The following is a 19708-nucleotide window of genomic DNA, read 5'->3' on the forward strand; positions in this document are numbered from 1 at the left end:
CCCACCCTGGAAATGCCTCTCAGTCAATGGCGGGTTCAGTTTGCACCTTCCCATCGAGATGGTGCGCTTGAGCGCCTTTATAACCGTATTCTAGTCAGGCCTTTTCATGCATCCCTTTTTCGAAACGATCTTTGCCCTCTCCATGCTCGCACCCTGTTTTGTAACCACAGCCACTGCCAGCGCAGATGATCACTATGATTGCAGCGACCGCGCCAGCGCCATCGTCAAACAGGCCTACCCTTTCGCGCGTGCCGTTAACGGCGGATATAAGGTGGGGGAGAAGACCATTAGCCTCCCGGAAAGCCGAGAGAGTACAGCGGTGATGTGTCGCGTCTGGCTTTCTCATCCGCACCTTACCCTCGCCGCTATTCCGCTGATGAAAAACAACGATGGTGCCGAAAGCGACTGCGACATTGAACTGCTTGTGCTCGATAGCACAGATCTGGCTGTGCGAGGCCGGATCCTGTTAAGCAACCGCGCCTCCGATCAAGGCGCCCCAATCGATATTGTCAGCTTTGATGACGGCGAATACCAACTCTCCGCAGACACGCTTGTCTTCGGATTTCGCGTCAAGCGTGAAAAGAATTATCCCACCGCCTCTTTTCAACAGGAGGTGTTGTCTTTGTTCGCGTTCGCAAATGGTCGGATCAAACCTCCACTGGACCGCCTGGTGACCTTGAGAAGCAGTGATGAAAGCGGTTCTGATGATTGTACGGATCAAAGCACCGAGATGCTTGCGGCGTTGTCGCTGACCAAACTTAGCCATCACGGTTACAGGGATATTGATCTGCGTGAGGCCAACCGTTCCAGCCGGCAGACCGGCACCGCAGAACATTGTTCGGAAGAAAACGCCCATTCGATAAAGCACCACCAACTCATCTTCGATGGTACGCACTACGCAGTTCCCGACGCTCTGCACGATGGCAACTAGCCGCGCAGATCGCAAGCAACGAGGCGCTCGACCCAAACAAATCCGCTATCACGCCACCGCAAAGGATTGCAGTCTGGCGGCAGTGATCAGCTGCTTTTTCTGGCCGCATACTTCTAGGATTTTCCCCAAGAAATGATGGGCTCTGACTGCAGAGACCGCCTTTTAGGATCACGCGCTTACGCGCCTTTTTTAACCGCATTTTAGTCAGGTTTTTTCATGCGTTCCTTTTTCAAATCGATCTTTGTCATCTCCATGCTCGCACCCTGTTTTGCAACCACGGCCAATGCCAGCGCAGATGATCACTTTGATTGCAGCGACCGCGCCGGCGCCATTGTCAAACAGGCCTATCCTTTCGCGCGTGCCGTTGACGGCGGATATAAGGTGGGGGAGGCAAGGATCAGCCTGCGAGAAAGCGGCGAGGCAAAGTCTGTTTCGTGTCGGGTCTGGCCCTCGCATCCGCAACTCACCCTGGCCGCCATCCCGTTGATCCGCAGCGAAGATGATGAGGAAAGCGACGGTGACATTGAACTGCTTGTGCTAGACAGCGGCAATCTCGCCGTGGAAGGGCGGCTTCTGTTAAAAGACCGGGCCATTGAAGATGCAGTCCGCATCAAGACGATCGAGTTTGATACAGCCAACTACCGACTTAGCCCTGATCTCCTGGCTTTCGGACTTCGCATCAAACGCGCGACTAACTCTCGTGTCATGCCCTATGAGGAAGAAGCTCTCTCGCTGTTCACTTTCTCCAAGGGCGAGATCACCGTTGTGCTGGACGGTTTGCTGAGCCAACAAAACAATATTGATAGCGGCTTTGCTGTTTGTGAAGATGAACGCACTGAGCTTGCAACCGAGTTGACCATGGCACGGACCAACCATCACGGTTACCGCGATATCGATGTGCTTGTCCGCGAAAGCTCCGCCCGGCAGATTGGCACCGTCGATCACTGTTCAGAGGACGACTCGCATTCTATCAAACATCAGCAGCTGATCTTCGATGGCACCCATTATGAAATCCCCAAGACAATGAGCGCCGGACGATGAGGGATGCGGCTGAAACCTCAATCAACACAATTGGCTCGGACGATTGCGTCAGAGCGGCACCTGCCGGGCCAGCCCCCGCCCTTCTTTCCGATCGTTTTCGAAAACCGTTGCAAAGCATGGCCGGCATCAGGCTTGCACTGTCGGTGATCGCGCACACCGCACGATTTCGCACTTTGCTAACAAGCTATTTTTCTCTCCCAATTAATTGAGGTTATGTCTTCATATAATTCTATTAGCATATTCGTAAAGTAACCAACTAATTGTCTATAATATAGAAAGAGTTAATTAGTTGCTTTTTTGATACATTGCTATTTCTAATCTCTATTTTCCTGGATCTTGTAGTTGCGCTGATCCGTTAAATGCTTTCTACCGGTGCCACCTGAAATCGACTCTGGAGTAATAAAATGAAGATCAACAGCCTGTTGTTGGGATCAGCCGCATCCCTGATGGTTATGTCCGGCGCGCATGCGGCCGACGCCATCGTATCGCCGGAACCAGAAGCCGTCGAATATGTCCGCGTTTGCGATGCCTATGGCGCAGGATATTTCTACATTCCTGGCACCCAGACCTGCATGAATATCTCGGGCTATGTGCGCTATGATGTCGGCGGTGGGGACAATGTCTACGGACGCGGCTTCCGCGATCGTGACGGCAATGTCGACACTCGTCGCAATGGTTGGGACAATCTCGCTCGCTTCACGCTGCAGCTGTCCACCGCATCGGAAACCGAACTGGGTACCCTGTCCACCTTTGCCGAAACCCGTTACGAATGGGGCAATGGCGAAGAAGGCGCTTCAGGCCAGTTGCGCTATGCCTATATCCAGCTGGGTGGCCTGCGTGTCGGTCTGGATGAATCGGCCTTCGTGACCTTCCCCGGCTATCTGGGCAATGTCATCAATGACGACGTCATTCTCGCCGGTGGATACCGCACTGGCTTGATCAGCTACACCTTCAATGGCGGCAACGGCTTCTCGGCGATCCTGTCGCTCGAACAGGGCAACAATGTCGATACCGACGGTGACTACGGCTTTGACGGCGCCATCAAGGATTACACCCCGCATATCGTTGGCGGCCTGAAATATCAGCAGGGCTGGGGCAAGATTGCCGCCGTTGCTGCTTATGATGCCCGCAACGAAGAATGGGCCGGCAAGATCCGCGCCGACATCAATATCACAGACCGCTTCTCGGTCTGGGCAATGGGCGGCTACAAGTCGGTCAAGGACGAATATATCCAGCAATATGACGGCAACGGCAATGATCTCGGTGCTGTGCGCGCCATCAACAGCTTCTACGGCACATGGGGTGGCGATTGGGCTGTGTGGGGCGGCGCCGCATTCAAGGCGACCGACAAGGCAACAATGAACGCGCAGCTCGCCTATGACGGCAGCTCGACTTTTGCTGCCACCGCGAACATTGCCTATGAACTGGTTCCAGGCTTCACAATCACCCCTGAAGTCTCCTACACCAAGTGGAAAGATGACAAGTCTTACCTCAATGGTCAGCATGCCTGGGAAGGCATGGTTCGTTTCCAGCGCAGCTTCTAAATCCGGGCGTCCTTCCCGGACGCATCGACAAGCCGAAAAACCTACTCCCAACAACCCGCAGGTTGTTGGGAGTATTTCTTATTTTAAGATTTTATATATATTTCTCTTTTCAAAGCATATCTTAGTTTAATACTTTATTATATGATAGTAATTATTTTTTATAACGTAAATATTACTTTACTATGCAATTAAATAGAGCTAGCAATGCATTACCGTTCGACGAGGTAGAAGGACTGCCTTGTCATGCTCTGATCTCCAGCAGATGAATGGTACGGCGAGCATCATGCTCGCCGTTTTTATAAGCTTTTGGGCTGTTCGGCCTATCGCCCCCCCCTGCGACGAAGCGACCACACTCTGATCGAGGCGGGCGGCAGGAAGACCGGATCCCCTCTTGATCTATTGTGCGCAAAGGGCGCGCGGCCTGTGCTTTCGGCGGTTTTCCTGAACGCACAAACTTGTGCTTCAGGCCTTGCAGTCCGGCCCCCGCTAACCCATTGGTTGCTGCCGCAATGCAAGCGATCGCATGTCATTATCACCCGCTGCAGCGCGCAAGCGCACGCCGGCAATTAGCACTTTTCAAGGTGGGTTTGAGCCCGCCACTCTGTTTGATTTTAAGGAATTGACAATGAACACCAAATTTCGCGCCGCGCTGTCGCCATTAAGCGCGGCAACGCTGACCCTCTGCCTGGCCGTTTCGCCGATCGCCGTCAAGGCGCAGACAGTCCCAAAGCAAACAATCGAAAACCTGCAGCAAGCCTACCAGCAACAATGGGTGAAAGAATTTGGTCCCCTGGCGACAGAGCCGCAAGCCCCGCTCGCCAAACTGCTTAGCACGCTGCCCCATTCGGATAGAGATGCAGACTATGACACACTCTCCAGTCGTGAGGGGCTCGCGTCGATCACCACGGCCAATGTGACACGGCCCGCACCACTCGCTGCGATCATCTCAACAGATGTGCAGTTAAACGGCCGACGGATCCCGGTTCGGATCTATTGCCCAGAAAGTCACGCAGCCCGCAACGTGCTGTTCTTCATTCATGGCGGCGGCCATCTTAGTGGTTCCGTGACAGTCTATGACCCGATCGCCCGACGTCTCGCCCTTGCAACCGGTGATACGGTTGTCGCCGTCGACTACCGGCGTGCACCCGAAGCGCCCTATCCCGCAGGTCTTCATGATGCCCGCGCGGTCCTGCTAAAGGTCTATCAAATTCTCAATCAGCATCAGATCGCGTTTCAGCCCCATCTCACTTTGGTCGGCGACAGCGGCGGCGGCGCTTTCAGTGCAACAATTGCCCAGGACCTGCAAACAACCAAGCCGGGCTTTATCTCCAAACTCGTGCTCATCTATCCAAGCCTGGATTACACCATGTCCTGGCCGTCTCTCATGGAGAATGGCAAAGGAAAATTGCTCGATAAGAACAAGATCGCCTGGTATTTTGATCAATATTTCCAACACAATGAAGATCGCCGCGCCGTTTCACCGCTCTATCGGCCCATCGCCGCAGATTTTCCACCAACCCTTTTGTTCAGTGGCGGGCTTGATCCGCTACGCGATGAAGATTTCGCTTTTGTTGCCCGGCTCAAGCAACAGCATGTGCGCGTGAACCATGTGCATTTCCCCGATATCGTCCACGCATTTCTGATGATCGAGAATTTGGTGCCCGACCAGGCCAACCAAGTCTATCATGACATTGCCGACTTTGTTGCAGACGCTCCGCAAACGCCCCTAAAAACGCCCGCGCATGATCCCGACCCGCTAGCAAACCCTTAAAGCGCATGCACAACCGGGTCACGAGAGACGACCGGAAAGCATAAAGCCCTTTTGGGTGCCATGTCGGTTGCCGGGGATTGGCCGATGACGTGTCGGTGCCGTATGGGCTTGTTGGAGGCTTGTTGGTGAATTTTCACGGCCCGATCAACCGAAGATATTGCGCGACCATCTGCAGATCGGCGATCGTATCGATGTCTCGCATCATCGAATCCGCGGCGACAGGTCCATGCGCATCACCCAGCAAGGCCTTCGCGCCATCGTCGCCGGTTTTCGGCAATTTGCCGAGCAGAGCGCGCGGGAATATGGCCGGTGGGCAAAAGCCGGAAGCGGCTTTTGTGGCCACCGTAGCAGCGCGATTGGCACCGAACGCCGCCAGCAGTTCCTCAATATGGCCCCGGCTGATCAGTGGCATATCCGCGAGACAGATCATGACCCATGGCTGGGTGGTGATCTCTGACAATCCACGATGGATCGACCCCGCCATGCCCGCATCAGCATTGTCAATCTCCGCTCTGACGAAGCCGTCATCGACATAGGCCTGCATCCATGCCGGCTTCGAACGACAGACGACAATTTTTCGGCCCCAGTGAAAGCCGCGCAATGCCGCAAGGACATAATGGGCTACCGGCTTTCCCAACAGAAATTGGTCGAGTTTGTCACCGCCTTTGAAGCGCTGGCTGCGACCAGCACCCAGGACGATGACGGCGATCGCGTTGGCCTGATCGCTATCGGGCGCTTTCATTGCGACACCGAAATGTTTCTCAACGACAGGATTTCAGCAACAATCGAGACTGCGAGCGAGCGGGCATCGCGTGTGGGTCCGAACAGTCCAATCGGCGCACGGATCGCCGCAATCTGCTCCTCGGCAAAACCTTGTTCGCGCAGTCTGCTGCAGCGCTGCTGATGCGTCTTTAGACTGCCCAGACAACCAATATAGAAAGCCGCACTGCGAAGCGCATCGCCAAGCAAGCGGGTTTCGCGGTCCAGATCATGATACAGCATGACGATGGCGCTGGAGCGATCCACTGGCTCCAGATCAAGCCCGCTGACCATTTCAATGCCCAATGCGCCCGCAATCCGGGCAAGCATTGTGGCCTCCTGTCCCGTGCCACATACCACAAGGCGCAGCCCCGGACGGTAGACGGTGACAAAGACATCATCATCCCAGCCAGAGCAACGTTGCGCATCCTCGGAAAGCGCAATGGCCGTCAACCGACATTCCACAGGATCATAGGCAAGGCCCGCAGCACGGCGTCTGTGATGCGCTGCAAGAACCTGTCGGATCGGCTCACGTTGCCTGACCACATGGATTGCAAGCAGGATGCTGCTGCCACAGGGCAGGACAATATCGAAATAGGCCGATCCCTTGCCGAGCCGCAACTGGCGGTCGCGATTGGCGGCGATCGCAAGCAGCGCTTCCTGCGCCACAATCGCTTCGACACAGCCGCCCGAAACGAAACCGCAATAAGCGCCGTCTTCGGCTACCGCCATCTGAGCCCCCAGTGATCGCGCAGCACTGCCCCCAATATCCACCAGCGTGACCAGCGCGCAGCCTTGACCGGCTGTGAGCGCACCCTCGACAAACTGCAATATGGCCGTGGCGTCGTCTTCGACCAAGGCACAAAAGGGTTGGATCTGCGCGTCGTTAAATGGGTTGTTCATGTCGGAACCCCATCAATGGAGCTAATGCTGTGCACGCTCAATTTCCATGCTTGTGATGTCGGCGGGCTGATCACCCCACTCTTTGCGCATGTAATTCACCAGATCTGCGATCTGTTGCGTGCTGAGTGCCGTGCGGAACCCCGGCATCGCCTGCATCACCTCACCATCGGCCATTTTCTGCTCCGCCACCCCATTGACAATGACATGGATGAGATTACTTGGATCAGCAAGCATGGCGCTTGTATTGATGTTCATCGCAGGCGCAATATGCGGTTTGCCCTCACCGTTGAGACCATGACACCCCGCACAGACAGAAATATAGACGTCCCGACCTGCAGATTGTGTGATCGCGCGCTGATCCGGCTCAGCCGCAGTGCGAGCACTGCTCTGTGGAAGCCGTCCCTTGGTCAGATAAACTTCCAATGCCGCAATGTCGGCATCCTGCATATATTGTGAGGAATGCATCAGCACCGGATACATTTCCAAGGTCATCGTGCCTTGCGGAGCCATGCCTTTCTTCAGAAACGACTGGATGTCTTCGGAGGTCCAGCCGCGGTCCGCCAGCGCCTTCGGCGTCAGGCTCGGCGCGGTGATCCTACCCAGACTGGCCCCCTGATAGGCCCGTGACTGCACGAGCCCGCCCATGAAGTTGCGGGGCGTATGACATTCCTGGCAGTGACCGAGCACATCGGCGATATAGGCACCCGCCAGCGCAGTTGGGTCACCCTTCAGCCGGATCGGTGGATTGACCAGCCGCCAGTAAGCCAGCGCCCAGCGCTGATTGAATGGAAATGGCAGCGTATTGGGGGGAACCTTCCGTACGACCGCTTGCTGGGTGTTTAAATAAGCGAAAATCGCGTCGGAATCGGCCTGGCTCATATCATGATAGGAGATGAAGGGCATCGCCGGATAGAGAAAGGCGCCGTCCGGGCGAATGCCATCGGTCAGCGCATGATAGAAATCGCTGGAACTGTATTTGCCGATCCCTGCCTGCTTGTCCGGTGTAATATTGCTGCCATAAATGGTGCCAAAGGGCGTTTCCAACCCTAACCCGCCCGCATAGGGCGCGCCGTCCGGCGACTGATGACAGGCTGCACAATCAGCCATCACCGCGAGATATTTGCCCCGCTCCACCAGCTTGCTGTTCTGATTGGCAAAGCGTTGCTCTGCAGCCTTGTGGTCATAAGGCTGCCTCACAGGCCAGAACGGCACAGAGGCGGCGATCAGTCCACAGACAAGCCCCATGCCCAGACCCCAGACTACGCGCCGCCTCATTTCACGAGCCCCGGCATGCTCAACACCAGATCATGGACAGCCTGATAATAGCGCACATAACCAGTACAGCGGCAAAGATGATCGTTGAGGGCTTCTTCAATCACGGTCTTGAGATCGTCATGCCGCACCGGTTCACGCTGAAGACGCTCGACAAGTACCGTTGCGGCATTGACAAAACCGGGCGCGCAATAGGAACATTGGAAGGAGAAATGATCCAGGAATGCCTGCTGGACCGCCGAAAGGCGGAGATTACCACCTTCCTCGGTGACCGCATGCCCTTCGACCGTCCGGATCGAACGGCCATCAAAATACAATGCGCCGGTGATACAGGTCCGCATCTCACGGCTGCTGCCGTCGGCATCGTCAACAATCACCGTGCAGGCCCGACAAAGTCCCTGCCCGCAGCCATAACGGCTTCCAGTCAATCCAACATATTCGTGCAGGAAGTCGACCATCGCCAGTTCGACCGGCACGCTGATGGGACCAATCTCTTCATTATTGATGCGCAAGCTGATTTCGCGCGTCGCAATGGTCATGACAAGGCCTCTTTGATTTTCTCTTCCGTGAGCGGCAGTTCGCGCAAATAGCTGCCAATGGCATGCGCCACTGCATTGGCAATTGCCGGAATGGTCGGGATCTGAACCACTTCCGCAATTCCCTTGGGATCGTTCTCATCCGCAAGCGCCGGAAGAATTGTGGTGGTTTGGTTCCACACCGCGACATTGACGGCGCGGGGCAGTCGGTAGCGATTGAAATTCCAGTTGCCGCTCCCCGGCCCGCCTTCATAAAGCGGCATGGATTCATATAGCGCATGTCCGATCGACATGGCGATACCGCCCTGCAATTGTCCCGACACAAATTCGGGGACGAGCACCCGTCCGCAATCCATGGTGGAATGATGTGAGAGCACCGTCACCGCACCCGTTCCGCGATTGACACTGACCTCAACAAGCGCCGATATCGCAGAAAAGCGAGACCAGCTTGCTCGGTCTACACGCGGATCCATGTAACGCATATTGGAGCGCTCGACCCATTGCCAGCCCTCAGATCCGGCGCGAATGGCCAAACCATCCAGCGGTCGCCGTGACGTCTGACCCAAGATCGTGAAATCAGCCTCCCCCCAGCCCCAGCGGTCAAATCCATGCACCATCGCGCCGGACAAAGCGCCGATCTCATGCAGGGTCGCGGCGATTGCTGCAAGGCTAAGCGAGCGTCCATCAGAAAGCACAAAACTGCCATCGATCCATGTTGCCTTGGTGGCCAGATCCTGCGGGATGTTCCACAGTTTCGCCGCCGCAGGGACAATGCCCCGCTCAAAGATCAGGCGTCCGGCTTCATTGGTGGCGTGGGAGAAATAAAAGGAACTGTTGGAGGCACTCGACGGTGAGGCGAAAGCCGGCGTCCAACGCGGATCCGACATCATCTTATCCTGATAGGCCTTGTCCATCACAAAGGGGCTCAGCGTCTCGTACATCTGCAGTGGCGACCAGTCAAAGGCGGCGCTTTCGACCGTATCGGCCGATTTTCCCAGCCAGCGCGCGCAGAGCACCGCTTGCGTGCTGACCGCGCCGGTGCCGATCTCCACAGCAATATGCTGCAGATGCACCCGGCCATCGCGGTCAAGCTCAATACTTGCGGCAACCCCCTCATTGGTGCTGCCAAACGCCTTCTTGCCAATGGCATAGCCCACACCATATTTGAGGGCCGGATGCTCCGCCTCAAATGCGGTCTTTCTGCTGGCACGATCGACCCATATCGGATTTTTTCGATCCGTTTCAAGAATCTCCGTCAATCGGCTCTGGCTGAGCGGCACCGCACCTGCGGAATTGCGCTCGAAGCTTTGCAAGGCGTTAGCAAGGCGCAACTCCATCGCGTCGACGCCAAGGTCCCCAGCCAGTTCGTCAATCAGCATTTCAGTGCCAAACTGAGCTTCCACGGCACCAAAACCGCGCATCGAACCGGCAGTCGGTGCTCGTGAAGAAAGGGCAACGCCAACAATGTCGCTTTTGGGGAAATAATAGATCCCCTGCGCCGCACCGGCGGCAACCTGCACAACCGGCGTGGTAAAATTCTGCCTGCCGCCACCGTCGAGCGCAAGGTCAACCGCCAACGCCTGCATCTTGAGCGATTGGCGATCAATGCCAATCCGATAGGTCATATCAAAACTATGGCGTTTGAGCGCCGTCTGAAACTGCTCTTCACGATCAAATGCAAGTCGAACCGCCAGTCCCTCTGCATAAAGCGCCGCCACAATTCCATAAAAAGGAAACGGGCTGTGATCCTTGGTGCCATAACCCACCGTATAGGCGGAATGGCCTTTCAGGGACCTGATCTTGAAGCTGCTCTTTTCGAGCATCGCGGCCGTTCCGGTCATCACTTCATGTGGGCTTTGGCTCGCCATGACCAGCTCGAGCGCAGCATTTTTTGCATCATACCAACAATTACAATTGTCAGCTTCAAGCGCTGCGCCATCAATATAAGGGGAATGGTAGCTGCGTTCGATGACATGGAGACGATCGGGCGGCGTCTGCAATTCTGCGCGGATCGCCTGGGCAAATCCCATCCCGCGCTCCATCCCCTGACCGTCACTGTTTGCCGAGGGCCAGATGATCTTGTTGCCGTCATAGCGTGCGAAGACGTAGCTGTCATCGACCGGGTTGAACCGATCTTTCGCGCCCTTGCTGCCCTGATCGCCCTCCACCCGGACAAAACGGAAATTGGCCTGCGGCCCCTGTTCAACAGGCTGTGTTGTTTCCCCAAAGCGGATGAGGTCGTGGCGGCGCGATTTATAAAGACGTTTGGCAATGCTAAAGCGCGTAAAATCTCGGTAAATCAGGATTGCCAGCGGATATCCCAGAAACAATGGAACCTTGCCCTGCGGCAACAGCATTTCCTTGCCATAGACGAAAGGATCATAGAAATCCAATCCCGCCGCCTGCAATTTTTTCGCATCCACCACGAAATCAGGCTGAAACTCGGATCCCAGCATGGACAGATTTAGACCGAGATAGGGGGCATCAGCCCGCGGCGACAGAACCATGAAGGCATGGGCTTGCGCTGAAGGCCAACCTCGCATGTCGCGCGCGCGAATGTCACGCGCAAACACCTTGCTGCCAGTAACTTTGGCGACACCGTCAATACGCCGCTTGAGCCGCATGTCTCCTTTGACCGCAACGGGCAATTCAACCAGTCTGTCTTCAAACAAGGCCGCTCTGGCCGCTTGAACAGGCATAAGAGTGACCGCGATGCCGGACGCTGTAAACTTGAGAAAGTCTCTGCGTGTCGGTGTCATTTCCGGTGGCTTCCTTTTGAAATTAACTGTTTGAAATCGAAAGGCCTGCGGGCCGTTCAGCGCCGGCTGCCACGCGGCTCCCGCCGCATCAGATCCACCGCAGCAATGGCCCGACCGCGCTTGCCAGATCAGCGATCGGCACCAGCCATAGTGTTCTGCTGCCTCCACCCCGGCGGACGGAGCCTGAGATAAACCGCGGGCCTAAGCAATAAGGTCAAATTCATTTATGCTAATATTATTATCGATCTAAACTTTCGTAATGTCCTTACTACATTAAATATTTCTTCACAATACACCATTATTTTACAGATATATGATTATATAACAGTTTAATATGTATATCTAATATATTTGTTCTTGAAAATCAGTCCAATCAAAGTAGCCCCTGCCGCGCGAACCGCCGCCCATCGATCATCGACGACAGGGAAAGCCAGCGCGGGTCTATCCGTCGTTTTGCTCGCAACAAACTGGTGTTTCTTTAGCCGCGCAGCCCGCGCCATGTCCCGCTCAGCTTTCCCGGACCGGATTGTTTTGCGCGCCCTCTCCCGGAGCGTGATCGGGAGCCGATAAACCCGCCCGGTCATGCCCTGATGGTGATTGAATCCGCCACAAAGAACGCCATCAGAAGCCACTCAATTCAGCTCCGGCAGTTCAGTTCCGGTCAGCCATGTGAACGGCATCGGTCCCGGTGACTTGGGATTGCACCGGGACCTCCCTTACCCACTCCCATCAACAATTTTTACCACCGGTTGCGCGCTTGAAGTCGCAGCAGAACGCATATTTGATATGCTGCGACGCCTGCAGCCAGTCATCCTCAAGGGGATTTCTCGCAATCCCGCAGATTGCGTCTTGTCGCCATTTTCCCACCAGAGCCGCCGCCAATTGCACCCATGGTCATAGGCAGCGCCCAGCCCCACTTCGCCCCTCCCCAACTAGTTGTAGGTAATATCCAAACAGCAAGTATTAGGCAGCGCTCAATTGGTATTGTTGTCGACGATCAAGCTCGCGATGATACCACCTCCACCAAAGGAGGATAGACCAATGCCACCAAGATTATTCATCGAAAACTATTGTTCCACCACCGATTATTTCAGCCATCTGCTGCATGCCCTGCACGATCGATGCCATCGTCTGGTTAGCCGGCTGCGCAAGGCCCGACAACGCCGCGCCGGTCTGAGAACTCTACAGTCGCTGCCACCGGAGATTCTGCGCGATATCGGCTGGCCGGCAATCGTCGACGACACCCAAACCATGGTAGACAGCCAATTTGTGCATCATCTGCCCACAAGCCTGTCGCAGTCGCGACGCAGCCGCCAATGTGCCCGCTCTGTCCCCCGGCGCGACTGGCACGACCCCATCATCTGAGCTGCACCTGATCCCCCCAAACCTGGAGGCCCGGTACGCTTGCAGACCCGGTGCTCTTGCAGACCCGGTGCTCTTGGAGACCCGGTGCTCTTGCAGACCCGGTGCTCTTGGAGACCCGGTGCTGGGGTTCACAGAGCCTCTTGCTCCCCGCACCAGAGGCAGGGCCACATGCGAACTAAAAAGCTAAAAAGGAGACACAATCATGTCCAATCATCGCAAGGAAGCGATCGCCGCAATGGTGCTTGATAACGCAACAGCGGTTTTCGCAAGCGGTTTGGTTGTCCTGGTCATTCTAGCAGCCATCGAATAGCGATGAAGCGATGCCCGCCATATTCATCTCCCGCATCGCGTTGAAACCGCATCCCTGTCAATCGCTTTGAGGTCTTCACCGCCGCTTTCAGGCGGCGGTGCATGGAGGAACAAACCACAGTTCAGGGGGACCCGCCCTCACGGGAACATTTCATTTTTCACAAAACCATAACGGCCTTGCGCGCCGTTGAGGGGATGATCATGCGTTTCATTCTGATGATGGTCCTGCTCTTGCCGACCGCCTGTTGCAGACCGGTTCCCTCGCAAGGCCGGTCGGTCTTGCCGCTGATCGACACAGTCAACCAGCGCGTAAGACGACAAAAATCTTTCGTCTATCTCGATCCGTCAGCTTTCAATAAGCGTCCCTTCGGCGTGATTGAACAATCCGCAGTGCCGGTGGCGCGCGATGCCCTCAAGACATCAATCTATGCCCCTTTTCAGGCCAATTTTCAGGGGACTGTCGAAGCGCTGCTCGCCGCTGTGGCCAGCAGGACGGGTTATCGATGGCGTTTCGAAGGATCCCGGCCGGCGGCACCGATTCTGGTCTCGGTCAACCGGGACAGAGCCAGTGCCTATGCGATTCTCGAAGAAGGCCTGCTGCAGGCGCAGGGACTGGTCACGCTGCGGATCGATCGAGCGGGTAGATGGATGACTCTGCATTACAATCGGCGCCGCCGCCACTTGCTGACGCATCTGGATGATCCGAGGTTTTGAATGCGCAACCGTGTTGGTTTCCTGTTCCTCGCCTGTTTCTTGAGCGCTTGCGCGCGCCACCATGAGGCTCTTTTGCCCGCGCTGCCCTCGATTGGCGGCAAGGAAGCGCTAACCCAGCCCGAGGTCCCCCTCAATTATGCAGGGTTTATCGCCCAGACACAGCAAAACGAGCCTGGTTCGGGTGTCGCAGCCGCGCGGGCCCAGATTCTGCGCGAAGCCGCCATTTCCTACGCCGCCCAGGCCGGTTATCGACGCCGTGTCTTTGAAATCATGCGTGGCCTCGAAACCAGGGCGCCGCAACTCTCTGAGCAGTTCAATTTCAACGCCATTGTCTTCACTGCCCCCCACCAGGCAGGCTACATCGTGCCCCCGGTGGTGTCCCGGACAAGGCAGGCGCTTACCATCAGTCAACAGGGTCGTAAGAGCGTCGCCGCCGATGACTATTATCGCATTCAACAACCCGGCCGCATCGTTGGCATCGCTCCAACCTGGCGTGATTATCTTGTCCTCCCGCTGGACAAGCCTTCCGAACCCGATCCACAATTTCTACCCAGAGGAAAAGCGGAGCGGACATTCTGGGAAAGCGCGCTGGCCGAAGGCTGGGCAGCCGGAAACCAGCAGGCCGACGAGGCGCTGGCGATCAACCTCAATCGGCTGGCGCGCGACTATCTGGGAATGATCGAGTATCGCAGACTGGTTGCTGCCGGTATGATCACCTCCCTGCTCGTTTCATCAAGCCAAAGCACCATCGCCGGCAACAAGAGCGAATTGTTTATCGGCCAGCGCCAGGTGCGCATTCAATCCGATGCAGGCTTTGCGCCCCAGGTTGCGAAGGGGAGAGCAATCAAGGCTCGATTGAGGGCTCAATCACGCAAACGATCATCGCCATGATCGATATGGACAAAATCTCTCGACAGCCCTTGGATCCGCAATCAGCTGTGGTGCCGCTGCTCATAGCCGAGAGCCAGCGCTTCGACAGCGACCGGGACCTGATCAACCACCTTTTGGTCGCTGCAGCCTTCAGAGGCGCATCCGACTTGTCGGTCATGTCGGAGAGCCGCGTCCACCTTCAAATCAATGGCCGCCAGTATTTTGGTACTGGTCGAGCGCTCTATCATTCAGAGGTGGATATCATGCTGGCGACCCTTTGGCGCTCAGCGGATGCGATAGGCATTATCAGACAGGGACGGGTGCTTGATTTTGCCTATGAGATTGCTGTCGACCGGTTCACACGGCAACGCTTCCGTATCAATGCCACCGGTATCACCGTCAATGGCGCCGAAGGGGTCGAACTATCGGTGCGATGCTTGCCAAACCGCACACCCTCGCTTGATGATATCGAGTTCGAAACCGAAATTCGAGACTATCTCTCCCCCAAAAGCGGCATCATCATTGTTGCCGGCGGTACCGGTCACGGCAAATCCACCACTATGGCTGCCATGACGCGGGCCCATCTCGAAAACAATATCATACCGCGCAAGATCATTGATTATCAGGCCCCCATTGAGTTCACCTTTCACGACGTGCTCGAAGACAATAGAGATAAGCCCGCCTTCATCGCGCAATCCGAGGTCGGTGACGGTCGCAATCTGCCGAGTTTCGGCCAAGCCATCTGGGCCTCCCTGCGCCGCGCGCCACAGATCATCAATGTCGGGGAAGCGCGCGATCATCAATCGATATCCGGTTGCCTTGCCGCAGCCTTGCAGGGCCATATCGTCAACACCACCACCCATGCGGGTTCGATTGCCGAAACACTGAGGCGCATGGTGCTCGAATTTCCTGCGGCCGAGCAAAAGAGCCGTGCCTACGATCTTATAACTGCATTGCGGCTGGTGGTGGTGCAGCATTTGGTGCCAACCACCGATTTCAGCGCGCGATGCGTGGTGCGTGAGTTCCTGGTCTTTACCGACAGGATCCGTGATCGCTTTGTCTCGACGCCCTTTGAAGACTGGACACGGCTTGTCAACGACATCTTCAGCATTACCTGCCGCGATCGCCAAGTGATCGCACGTTCACTCACGCAATCGATAAAAATGCGCATCGATACCGGTCGATTGACCCATCAAGGCGCTCGTGACCATCTCGGCGCGCTTTACGGCGACAGCGGTTCAGATCCATGCACAAGGCGGAAAAGCGGACGACAATGAAGCCACCTTCACCAGAACCCCGCTACCGGATGGGCGCCACAATCCTTGCGTCACGCATCGCCGAGAGCGGCGTTTCAGACAAGGGCAATGGCGCTTGGGCGCAGACGATCCGTTCCGCCGCAGCGAAAGGCCAGCGGCCAAACTGTTTGTGCACGCTCCCCAATCCACCCATGTATCTTTGCCGATTTGACGACAGATATGTCATCAAGCGAATGCCTGGAACAGGCTTTCTGCACGCGGCTGGCTGTCTCCACTATCAACCGCGCCCCAAGCCGCTTTTCAATGCGCATCCCACCCCCTCAGCCCCCAGTCGGGGCACCAATGAGACAGGCAATCTGAAACTGACTTTTGACCTGTCTAAAAGACCGCCACGCTGCCTTGTGCCCGCCACATCCTCTCTGACCGATCCAACCACAGCGCGCCTATCAACGCTGCCGGGCCTCTCTTTGATCGCGCTGCTGCAACTCTTGTGGCAATCTGCCGACCTTCATCACTGGCATCCGGCCTTCGAAGGAAAGAGGCACTGGTGGACTGTGCGCAATCGACTGCACGACGCGGCGGCGCGCTTTCGCGTCAAAGCTCAACCGCTGCTCGACAGGCTCTACATTCCCGAAGCCTTCAGTCACGCGCAGAAACAGGCGATCGCGAGCCGCCAAAAAGCGTTTCTGCAACCGTTTCGAGCCCAGCGGCAGGTTGGGCGGGAACTCATTGTCATGATCGCCGAGATCAAAGACATCACGCCGGCCCGCTACGGCTTTCGGCTCTTTTGCAAACATGCGCCGCAATTGGCGGTGTTCATCAATCAGAACTTGCTGAACCGGCTCAAAAGGCATCACGCTTCCGCCTTTGCACTGCATCAAGCGCATCCCCATACCCATCTGATGATGATCGCAACCGCCGGCATCACCCTGCAGGATGCTGTCTGTATCGAGCAATGTGCCCTGATGCTTGTTACGCAACACTGGCTTCCCTGCGCGAGCGAGCCGGAGGTGAGATTGCTGGAAGGCCTGGTGCAACAAGGAAGGCTGTTCGTGAAAAAACTTGATTCGGACTGCCGCGACAGACAAACGCCCACGGTTTTGCTGACCGACACCCGTCCGCCGACGGCGCTGTTTATCACCGAAACCGCGCTCAATCCAGCGCGACGGCAAGCCCTGGCTGACACGGCACATCAATCCGGCTTTGCATGGCGAACCTTTAGCCCCGTCGAGACGATCTGGCCCGAACTGCCGCCCTTGGAGCCCGGCCATGATACAGGCTGAAACAGGCCTGATGGCCAAACCCTGTCGCCGCAACCCGTCTGCAGCCAGGTGGAATGCGTTGACGCCTATCACGCTTCGCCAAGCAACGGTGCGGTGTCGGGCTCCAGCGCTGACCCGCCGCTCCAAGGGCAATAGACTGGCAATCAGGCTTCGTTTTCCGCCGAAAGCGGATTGAGTTGAAGGGATTGCGGTGCTGCCATCGCAACCACGGCATCGCAATGGCTACAAACAATGGCTGGGAAACTGTGCGGGCAATTCACAACCGAAAGCGATTGCAGCCGGAATTGCAGCTTGCCACAGAAACCACATTTGGGCGCGGGTGCACGGATCATTTTTTCTCCTGTTGCCTGTCGATGACGATCCGGATGATCAGAATCGCGGCACCGGTCGCCAAGGTCATGCCGACAATCATCCCGGCGCCGAAAGCCACACTTGTGCCAACAAGACTGCCATGAAGGGCCAGCAGGAACATGCCACCGAGAAGTAAGCAGCTGCCGGACGCAAAGCTCAATGGATTTCGTATCATGGGTCTCTCCTTGCCCGGAAAGTCTAGGTGAAAATATCTGCTGATTGAAACCCCAACTAAATCCCAGCAAGATTTGAAGTTCATCACGCCGGCCAGCGCTGAGGCATTGAGACCCCGTTCCTGGAGCGGAACGCCGCATCCCTGGCCCGGCTCACTGCGCACCCCCGCCACCGATGCCAGGCGCGGTCGACATCAACACAGGCAGACCGCCATTGTAGCGGTTCTGCGCGAAGCCCTTTGGCAGCGGCTTTGCTGGGCGGGTTTGGGGAGTCTTTCGTCGGATAAAACATGTCGATAAAGGGCGGAAGAGGCGCTCCGAACCAAGGAGCCGAAAGGTTTTGAACTCGTCGGAGCGCCGCGCCTGCATCGGCAGAAACAGGCGCCCCCCATTGCAGCATGGAGCCCCGGTCCCGACAACCGCAACAATGTGTGGGTGGATTGGTGCGGGCATGCATTTACCGGCAGATTGTTTTGGGGGGATCGGTGAGGTCCCGGTGCAGGATATTAAACACCAGGACCTCTACAGCCTGCTGCGTCCCAACGCAGGCTGCATATTCATCGTCGCCTCCGTCGCAAACAACGCTGGCCGGTCTGCGCGGGCACAGGCCCTTTCATCCTCCCAAGAGAAAGCCCAAAAAGACAGTCTCATTGAAACGCTGCCTGATAGACACGCCTTTGAAGACGATGTTTATGTGCCGGATAAACCCATGCAACGCAACCCGGCGATAATTGGGGCCTTATTTATGTGTTTCTGAAGCTCTGAGCCTTGCCTCCCCTCATTCTTTGGCGCTGGCGCCAGAGCATTCCCGGTTTGACAGCGACGGACCAAAACAGTCTCTCACACTGACGCCGTCGGGAATATCATAGTGCCGCGCATGCGCGGCGGAGCTTCTCCAGCCTTTTTCCGCAAGGATTTTGACCTGCTGCTCAATCCGTTCACCGTTGCAATGCGGACAACACTGCAGCAACGTGACGAGTTTGACAGCGCCCACCCCTTTCTGGCCATTGGGCGGCGTGAGAGCGAGCAGCGATCGAAACCTCTCTGCGTCCCCACCCATCTCAGCCAGCGCATGGTAATGAACCGAAAAAATCGCCGGATCGGAGAAAATCTGATTTTTGCGCGCCACTGTTTTGAGATAGCGGGCGCAGGATTGGCAAACAGGATGGGTCAGTAATGCGAGATAGGCCGCCAAACCACCCAACAAGAAGCCCAGATATTCAATCACGGCGATAAACCATCCGATGCCACCCAGGGCACCCAGATCGCGAAAACCGCGGCCACCATAAATATGGGTGGATCGGAGATAGGCTTGCACATAATCGAGGAAGCCCATCACGGTCGATACGGCCGTGCCATCTTCAAAGCGCATCAGGCGGAATTCAGCGTAGTAGATCATCAGCTGCGCCAGTGCCGCAGAAAGCACCATCTGCGACAGGACCATCCTGTTGGGTCGAAGATCGAATTTGATCGAGGCAAAATAATAGCCCGAACATGCCGCGAAGCCGGCGATCATGCCACCAATCGGGACGATGGCATAAAGGTTGAACGAAAACAGGTTGAAACCGGTGATTTGATTGATCAGCACAATCAGCGAGATTGTCAGAACAAGACCAATTGCGCCGCACAGACAAACGGCCAGATGTTTTCCACTCTTCAAAATTTGCTCCATCGATTCTGGCTGCAAACTAGGGCGAGACGCCCGCTCATGGGTATCCCTCGACCTTGGGATGCGTGCAACCCGTGCAAAGGCGCCCAATAGGGAGGGGACTGGCCGCTTGAGAAGCACGGTTCTTTGCGGTTTCGCACGGCGGCCATCGAGCCTGCTCGGCTTTTTCGGTTTTCATAGCGACCGGGCCCGGCCCGCAACC

19 protein-coding genes are annotated in these 19708 nt (G+C 56.3%); 10 read left to right on the forward strand and 9 right to left on the reverse strand.

The window, feature by feature from the left end:
* Positions 1–106 precede the first annotated feature (106 nt).
* The 4 genes from QBD00_RS16425 to QBD00_RS16440 all read left to right on the forward strand — a co-directional run bounded on the left by QBD00_RS16425 (position 107) and on the right by QBD00_RS16440 (position 5287).
* Positions 107–931: a hypothetical protein gene (locus tag QBD00_RS16425; RefSeq protein ID WP_318580052.1), complete on the forward strand. Its 825-nt coding sequence runs from the start codon at positions 107–109 to the stop codon at positions 929–931.
* Between the two features lie 216 nt (positions 932–1147).
* Positions 1148–1972, forward strand: coding sequence for a hypothetical protein (locus tag QBD00_RS16430; RefSeq protein WP_318580053.1), 825 nt, complete (start codon positions 1148–1150; stop codon positions 1970–1972).
* Positions 1973–2376: 404 nt separating this feature from the next.
* Complete coding sequence (locus QBD00_RS16435; RefSeq protein WP_151093273.1) at positions 2377–3516, forward strand: porin; 1140 nt, start codon at positions 2377–2379, stop codon at positions 3514–3516.
* A gap of 625 nt (positions 3517–4141) precedes the next feature.
* On the forward strand, positions 4142–5287 hold the full coding sequence (locus QBD00_RS16440; RefSeq protein WP_191793525.1) for an alpha/beta hydrolase: 1146 nt from the start codon (positions 4142–4144) through the stop codon (positions 5285–5287).
* Positions 5288–5420: 133 nt separating this feature from the next.
* On the opposite strand, the gene QBD00_RS16445 is transcribed toward QBD00_RS16440, so the two are convergent.
* Genes QBD00_RS16445 through QBD00_RS16465 form a run of 5 tightly spaced genes read right to left on the reverse strand, consistent with a single transcriptional unit; the run spans position 5421 to position 11516 of the window.
* On the reverse strand, positions 5421–6029 hold the full coding sequence (locus QBD00_RS16445) for an NTP transferase domain-containing protein (protein WP_318580054.1): 609 nt from the start codon (positions 6027–6029) through the stop codon (positions 5421–5423).
* Positions 6026–6949 (reverse strand): XdhC family protein, encoded by a 924-nt coding sequence (locus tag QBD00_RS16450; RefSeq protein ID WP_151093279.1) that lies wholly within the window; start codon positions 6947–6949, stop codon positions 6026–6028. Before QBD00_RS16450 ends, QBD00_RS16445 begins: the two co-directional genes overlap by 4 nt.
* Positions 6950–6970: 21 nt before the next feature.
* On the reverse strand, positions 6971–8224 hold the full coding sequence (locus tag QBD00_RS16455) for a c-type cytochrome (RefSeq protein ID WP_151093281.1): 1254 nt from the start codon (positions 8222–8224) through the stop codon (positions 6971–6973).
* The gene (locus tag QBD00_RS16460; protein WP_151093284.1) at positions 8221–8760 is read right to left on the reverse strand and encodes a (2Fe-2S)-binding protein; all 540 of its coding nucleotides are present in this window, start codon (positions 8758–8760) and stop codon (positions 8221–8223) included. Before QBD00_RS16460 ends, QBD00_RS16455 begins: the two co-directional genes overlap by 4 nt.
* Positions 8757–11516: a xanthine dehydrogenase family protein molybdopterin-binding subunit gene (locus QBD00_RS16465; RefSeq protein ID WP_318580055.1), complete on the reverse strand. Its 2760-nt coding sequence runs from the start codon at positions 11514–11516 to the stop codon at positions 8757–8759. The genes QBD00_RS16460 and QBD00_RS16465 overlap by 4 nt, the downstream gene beginning before the upstream one ends.
* Before the next feature lie 1041 nt (positions 11517–12557).
* Between QBD00_RS16465 and QBD00_RS16470 the strand changes: the two genes are divergently transcribed.
* The 5 genes from QBD00_RS16470 (at position 12558) to QBD00_RS16490 (ending at position 17313) form a co-directional block, all read left to right on the forward strand.
* The gene (locus QBD00_RS16470; RefSeq protein ID WP_318580056.1) at positions 12558–12881 is read left to right on the forward strand and encodes a DUF1127 domain-containing protein; all 324 of its coding nucleotides are present in this window, start codon (positions 12558–12560) and stop codon (positions 12879–12881) included.
* Positions 12882–13292: 411 nt separating this feature from the next.
* Positions 13293–13904, forward strand: coding sequence for a DotD/TraH family lipoprotein (locus QBD00_RS16475; RefSeq protein WP_151093289.1), 612 nt, complete (start codon positions 13293–13295; stop codon positions 13902–13904).
* Positions 13905–14795, forward strand: a complete 891-nt coding sequence (locus QBD00_RS16480) for a type IV secretory system conjugative DNA transfer family protein (RefSeq protein ID WP_318580057.1) — start codon at positions 13905–13907, stop codon at positions 14793–14795.
* The gene (locus QBD00_RS16485) at positions 14792–16051 is read left to right on the forward strand and encodes a type IV pilus twitching motility protein PilT (protein WP_151093293.1); all 1260 of its coding nucleotides are present in this window, start codon (positions 14792–14794) and stop codon (positions 16049–16051) included. Before QBD00_RS16480 ends, QBD00_RS16485 begins: the two co-directional genes overlap by 4 nt.
* Positions 16048–17313: a DUF1173 family protein gene (locus tag QBD00_RS16490; RefSeq protein ID WP_318580058.1), complete on the forward strand. Its 1266-nt coding sequence runs from the start codon at positions 16048–16050 to the stop codon at positions 17311–17313. The genes QBD00_RS16485 and QBD00_RS16490 overlap by 4 nt, the downstream gene beginning before the upstream one ends.
* Positions 17314–17456: 143 nt before the next feature.
* Here QBD00_RS16490 and QBD00_RS16495 read toward each other — a convergent pair whose 3' ends face one another.
* The 3 genes from QBD00_RS16495 to QBD00_RS16505 form a co-directional block, all read right to left on the reverse strand.
* The gene (locus tag QBD00_RS16495) at positions 17457–17645 is read right to left on the reverse strand and encodes a hypothetical protein (protein ID WP_151093297.1); all 189 of its coding nucleotides are present in this window, start codon (positions 17643–17645) and stop codon (positions 17457–17459) included.
* The gene (locus tag QBD00_RS16500) at positions 17642–17839 is read right to left on the reverse strand and encodes a hypothetical protein (protein ID WP_151093299.1); all 198 of its coding nucleotides are present in this window, start codon (positions 17837–17839) and stop codon (positions 17642–17644) included. Before QBD00_RS16500 ends, QBD00_RS16495 begins: the two co-directional genes overlap by 4 nt.
* Before the next feature lie 151 nt (positions 17840–17990).
* Positions 17991–18290: a hypothetical protein gene (locus QBD00_RS16505; RefSeq protein WP_151093301.1), complete on the reverse strand. Its 300-nt coding sequence runs from the start codon at positions 18288–18290 to the stop codon at positions 17991–17993.
* Here QBD00_RS16505 and QBD00_RS16510 point away from each other — a divergent pair.
* Positions 18289–18594: a hypothetical protein gene (locus QBD00_RS16510; protein ID WP_151093303.1), complete on the forward strand. Its 306-nt coding sequence runs from the start codon at positions 18289–18291 to the stop codon at positions 18592–18594. The two genes, QBD00_RS16505 and QBD00_RS16510, sit on opposite strands and share 2 nt — an antisense overlap.
* Before the next feature lie 21 nt (positions 18595–18615).
* Here QBD00_RS16510 and QBD00_RS16515 read toward each other — a convergent pair whose 3' ends face one another.
* Positions 18616–19626, reverse strand: coding sequence for a hypothetical protein (locus QBD00_RS16515; protein ID WP_191907276.1), 1011 nt, complete (start codon positions 19624–19626; stop codon positions 18616–18618).
* Positions 19627–19708: the final 82 nt, after the last annotated feature.

It is taken from the genome of Ochrobactrum sp. AN78 (assembly GCF_029909885.1).
Classification (GTDB): domain Bacteria; phylum Pseudomonadota; class Alphaproteobacteria; order Rhizobiales; family Rhizobiaceae; genus Brucella; species Brucella quorumnocens.